4 protein-coding genes and 1 pseudogene are annotated in these 3,392 nt (G+C 71.8%); 3 read left to right on the top strand and 2 right to left on the bottom strand.

Annotated features, from left to right (window positions below):
- Nucleotides 1–44 precede the first annotated feature (44 nt).
- A pseudogene (locus A5702_RS13665) lies at nt 45–470 on the top strand (metallopeptidase family protein).
- A complete protein-coding gene (locus A5702_RS13660) occupies nt 467–658 on the top strand; it encodes a hypothetical protein (protein ID WP_068221362.1) in 192 nt (63 codons plus the stop codon). The pseudogene A5702_RS13665 and the gene A5702_RS13660 overlap by 4 nt, the downstream one beginning before the upstream one ends.
- Nucleotides 659–665: 7 nt before the next feature.
- Here A5702_RS13660 and A5702_RS13655 read toward each other — a convergent pair whose 3' ends face one another.
- Together A5702_RS13655 and pheA are read right to left on the bottom strand one after the other, a co-directional pair.
- The gene (locus tag A5702_RS13655; RefSeq protein ID WP_055404672.1) at nt 666–1,352 is read right to left on the bottom strand and encodes a histidine phosphatase family protein; all 687 of its coding nucleotides are present in this window, start codon (nt 1,350–1,352) and stop codon (nt 666–668) included.
- Entirely contained in the window at nt 1,349–2,299 is a 951-nt protein-coding gene (gene pheA / locus A5702_RS13650) for a prephenate dehydratase (protein ID WP_068221356.1), read from the bottom strand. The genes A5702_RS13655 and pheA overlap by 4 nt, the downstream gene beginning before the upstream one ends.
- Before the next feature lie 87 nt (nt 2,300–2,386).
- Here pheA and A5702_RS13645 point away from each other — a divergent pair, with 87 nt between their 5' ends.
- Nucleotides 2,387–3,184 carry a DUF2470 domain-containing protein gene (locus tag A5702_RS13645; protein ID WP_055404674.1) on the top strand — a complete coding sequence of 266 codons (798 nt, stop codon included), beginning with the start codon at nt 2,387–2,389 and terminating at the stop codon, nt 3,182–3,184.
- The last annotated feature ends 208 nt before the right edge of the window (nt 3,185–3,392 follow it).

The following is a 3,392-nucleotide window of genomic DNA, read 5'->3' as shown; positions in this document are numbered from 1 at the left end:
ACCCGAGGCACCGCCCGCCCCGCCGCCCGCCGGGGGTTAGCCCGGTGCCCGCGCGGATGGATCCGCAGCGGTTCGACGAGCTGGTCTCCGACGCGCTCGACCTGATCCCGCCCGAGCTCGCGGCGGCCATGGACAACGTCGTCGTGCTGGTCTCCGACCGGCACCCGGAGGACGGCGAACTGCTCGGGCTGTACGAAGGGGTCGCGCTGACCGAGCGTGATTCCGACTACGCGGGATCGCTGCCGGACGCCATCACCATCTACCGCGAGGCGCTGCTCGACGTCTGCGAGTCCGACGACGAGGTGGTCGAGGAGGTGGCGATCACGGTGATCCACGAGATCGCCCACCACTTCGGCATCGACGACGACCGGCTCGAAGAGTTGGGCTGGGCCTGACAACTTCCGCCGCGCCGGTTTTCCGGGCGCGGCAACCGCGGTTTGTCCGCGGCCGGTGCTATGAACGGGTTATGAGCGCTGACTGCCGCGACTGCCGGGCGGGCTTAGATCACTGTCACGGCACCATCATTCGCCATTCGCTGCGCCGCTCCGAATGCACCGAGCCGGACTGCTTCAGCCCCGAGCTGTTGCCGCACGCCTTCTTCGTCGATTGCGACGCCGTCGGCTGCGGGTGCTTCGAATCGGTGGCTCTGGCCGTCTGATCGGCCGTCAGCCCATCGGGTCGGTGCTCGAATGCACCGCGTCCGCGACCGGAGTCGCCTCGTCCTCGGGGTAGAACGGCGGCGTCAGCGTCCCCCACCGCACGCAGCTCCACCGCCCGTCGGTGATGGGGGCCAAGACCACCGATTGGGCGTTGTCGAGGTGGTTGTCCAGCGCGAAGGTGGCGTCCACGCCGGCCAGCACGGCGGCGGCCAGACGAATCGCCGCGCCGTGGCTCACGACGACGATGTCGCCGGTCCAGTCGTGGTTGTCGAGGTAGCGCAGGCGCAGGTCGGTGAGCGCGGGCACGTAGCGGTCCAGGACGTCGTTGCCGGTTTCGCCGCCGGGCAGCGGGACGTCGAGATCACCGTGATGCCATCGCTCATAGATCGAGTTGAACTCCGCGACCGCGTCGTCGTCGCTGCGGTCTTCCAGCCCGCCGACCTGGACCTCGTGCACGCCGGGTACCTCGACGGCGGACATCTGGAGCTCGCCGCCGATCACCCCGGCGGTCTGGCACGCGCGAATCGCGACCGAGTGAGCCAGCAGCGCGGGCCGTCCCGCACCGCGAGCGAAGGCGCGGGCCTGGTCGCGCCCCAGCGGCGTCAGCTCCGCCCCGGGCGGGCGGGTGTCCAGCCTGCGCTCGACGTTGCCGTACGACTGGCCGTGCCGCAGTAGCACCAGGCGACCGGTCATCGTTCGAGCTCCGCGGACTCGATTTCCGGTTTGCCCGCACGCAGCCGCGCCAGCCAGCGGGCCGCCTCGTCGGCCGGCGGCGGCAGCACCCCGGCGGGCGAACCCGTCGGCCACGATCCCAGGTATCGCACATCGGCACAACGACGGTGCAGCGCCTTGAGTGCCTCGGAGACGGCGTCGTCGTCGATGTGGCCCACGCAGTCGGCGAAGAACATGTAGGTGCCCAGCGCGGTCCGGGTCGGTCGGGATTCGATGCGCGTCAGGTCGATGCCCCGGATCCCGAACTCGGTGAGCGCCCCCAGCAGCGCGCCCGGCGCGTTCTCGATGCGCAGCACCACCGCCGTCCGGTCGGCACCTGTGCGGGCCGGCGGCGGCCCCGGCGGACCGACGAGGAGGAACCGGGTGCGGGCGTTGGGTTCGTCCACAACGCCGTCGGCCAGCGTGCCGAGCCCCCAATGCGAGGCGGCCAGCGGCGACGTCACCGCGGCGTCCGCTTGCCCCTCCGCCACCTGCCGCGCCGCGTCGGCGTTGGAATATGCCGGCCGCAGCTCGGCCCCGGGCAGGTTGTCGGCCACCCAGTGCCGCACCTGCGCGGCCGCCACCGAGAACGCGGCCAGGGTGTGGACGTCGGCGGCGGTACGGCCCGGTCTGACCACGATGGTGAAGGCGACGTCCAGGGTGGTCTCGGCGAAGACTTGCAGGGGGGACCCGATGGCGAGGCTGTCGAGCGTGGGCGTCACCGACCCGTCGATCGAGTTCTCGATCGGGACGCAGGCGTATTCGGCGCCGCCGTCGCGGACGGCGTCCAGCGCCGCGGCGGTGCTGTCGAGGGGCAGCCGCTGGACCTCGTCTTGGCCCTGGCCGGGGATCAGGCCGGCGGCCGTGATCTGCAACAGCGCCGCCTCGGTGAAGGTCCCTTCCGGACCGAGATAAGCGATGCGGACCACGCCTCAACCCTAGCGGCGGCGGCCGTCAAACGGCTCTTGCGGCGCCCCCGCTTCTAAGTTAACTTAGGCTTACCTAATATAAGGAGAATGGTGTTACCGCTGACCTGCCCCTCCCCGACGACGGCCGAACGTATCCGCAGCGCCTGCGTGCGCGCCGGTGGCGCGCTGCTTGCCCTGGAAACCGCGCAGCCACGCCAGGACCCGTTCGTGACGCCCGTGCATCACCTGCTGCCCGACGGGTCCTTCGCCCTGGCGCTTCCGAATTCGAGCGACGACCCGCCGCCGGCCGGGTCGCAGGCGCTGCTGGAGCTGACCGACTACGCGCCGCTACCGCTGCGGGAGCCGGTGCGCTCGCTGGTGTGGGTGCGCGGGCGACTGCGGGCGTTCGCCCCGGCGGTGGTCGCCGAGACGGTCGACCGGATCGCCGCCGAGTGGCCGCACCCCGCGCTGCTTCAGGTCGACACCCCGCGGTGCGCGCCGCCCGACGACGAGGAAATGCGGTACACGCTGGTCCGGCTGGAGATCGCGTCCGTCGTCGTCACCGACGCCACCGGTGCCGAGCCCGTCAGCGTCGAGGACCTCGTCGCTGCAAGGCCCGACCCGTTCTGCGAGATCGAGTCGAACCTGTTGTGGCATCTGGACACCGCCCACAGCGATGTGGTCGCCCGGCTGGTGTCCCGGCTGCCCGCGCCGTTGCGTCGCGGGCAGGTGCGTCCGCTCGGGCTCGACCGCTACGGCGTTCGGTTTCGCGTCGAGGGCCAAGACCGCGACCACGACGTCCGGCTGCCGTTTCACAAGCCGGTCGACGACATGACCGGGCTAAGCCAGGCCATCCGGGTGTTGATGGGTTGCCCGTTCATCAACGGCCTGCGCGCGCGCCCGTAGTCGGACGCCGGGCCGCCGGCCGCGTACGTTAACCGGGTGAACGGCGATCGACCCCCGCCCCGGCGCGACCCGCGCGTCGAGCCGTCGCAGGTGATTCGCCGCGGCGCCCGCCCGCCGACACCGGCCGAACAGACCACCCCCGGCGCGCAGACCCGCAGCCGCCCGCGCACCCACACCAGCGAGCGCACCGGCTCCCGCAGCGGTAGCG

The organism is Mycobacterium sp. E3339, from assembly GCF_001666915.1.
In the GTDB taxonomy this organism is placed as follows: domain Bacteria; phylum Actinomycetota; class Actinomycetes; order Mycobacteriales; family Mycobacteriaceae; genus Mycobacterium.
The sequence above is the reverse complement of the archived record's forward strand: the minus strand, read 5'-3'. Positions and strand labels throughout refer to the sequence as shown.

Coding starts and splice junctions, on each gene's coding strand:
- A5702_RS13660 (WP_068221362.1), top strand. CDS start 467: ATGAGCGCTGACTGCCGCGACTGCCGGGCGGGCTTAGATCACTGTCAC.
- A5702_RS13655 (WP_055404672.1), bottom strand. CDS start 1,352: ATGACCGGTCGCCTGGTGCTACTGCGGCACGGCCAGTCGTACGGCAAC.
- A5702_RS13645 (WP_055404674.1), top strand. CDS start 2,387: ATGGTGTTACCGCTGACCTGCCCCTCCCCGACGACGGCCGAACGTATC.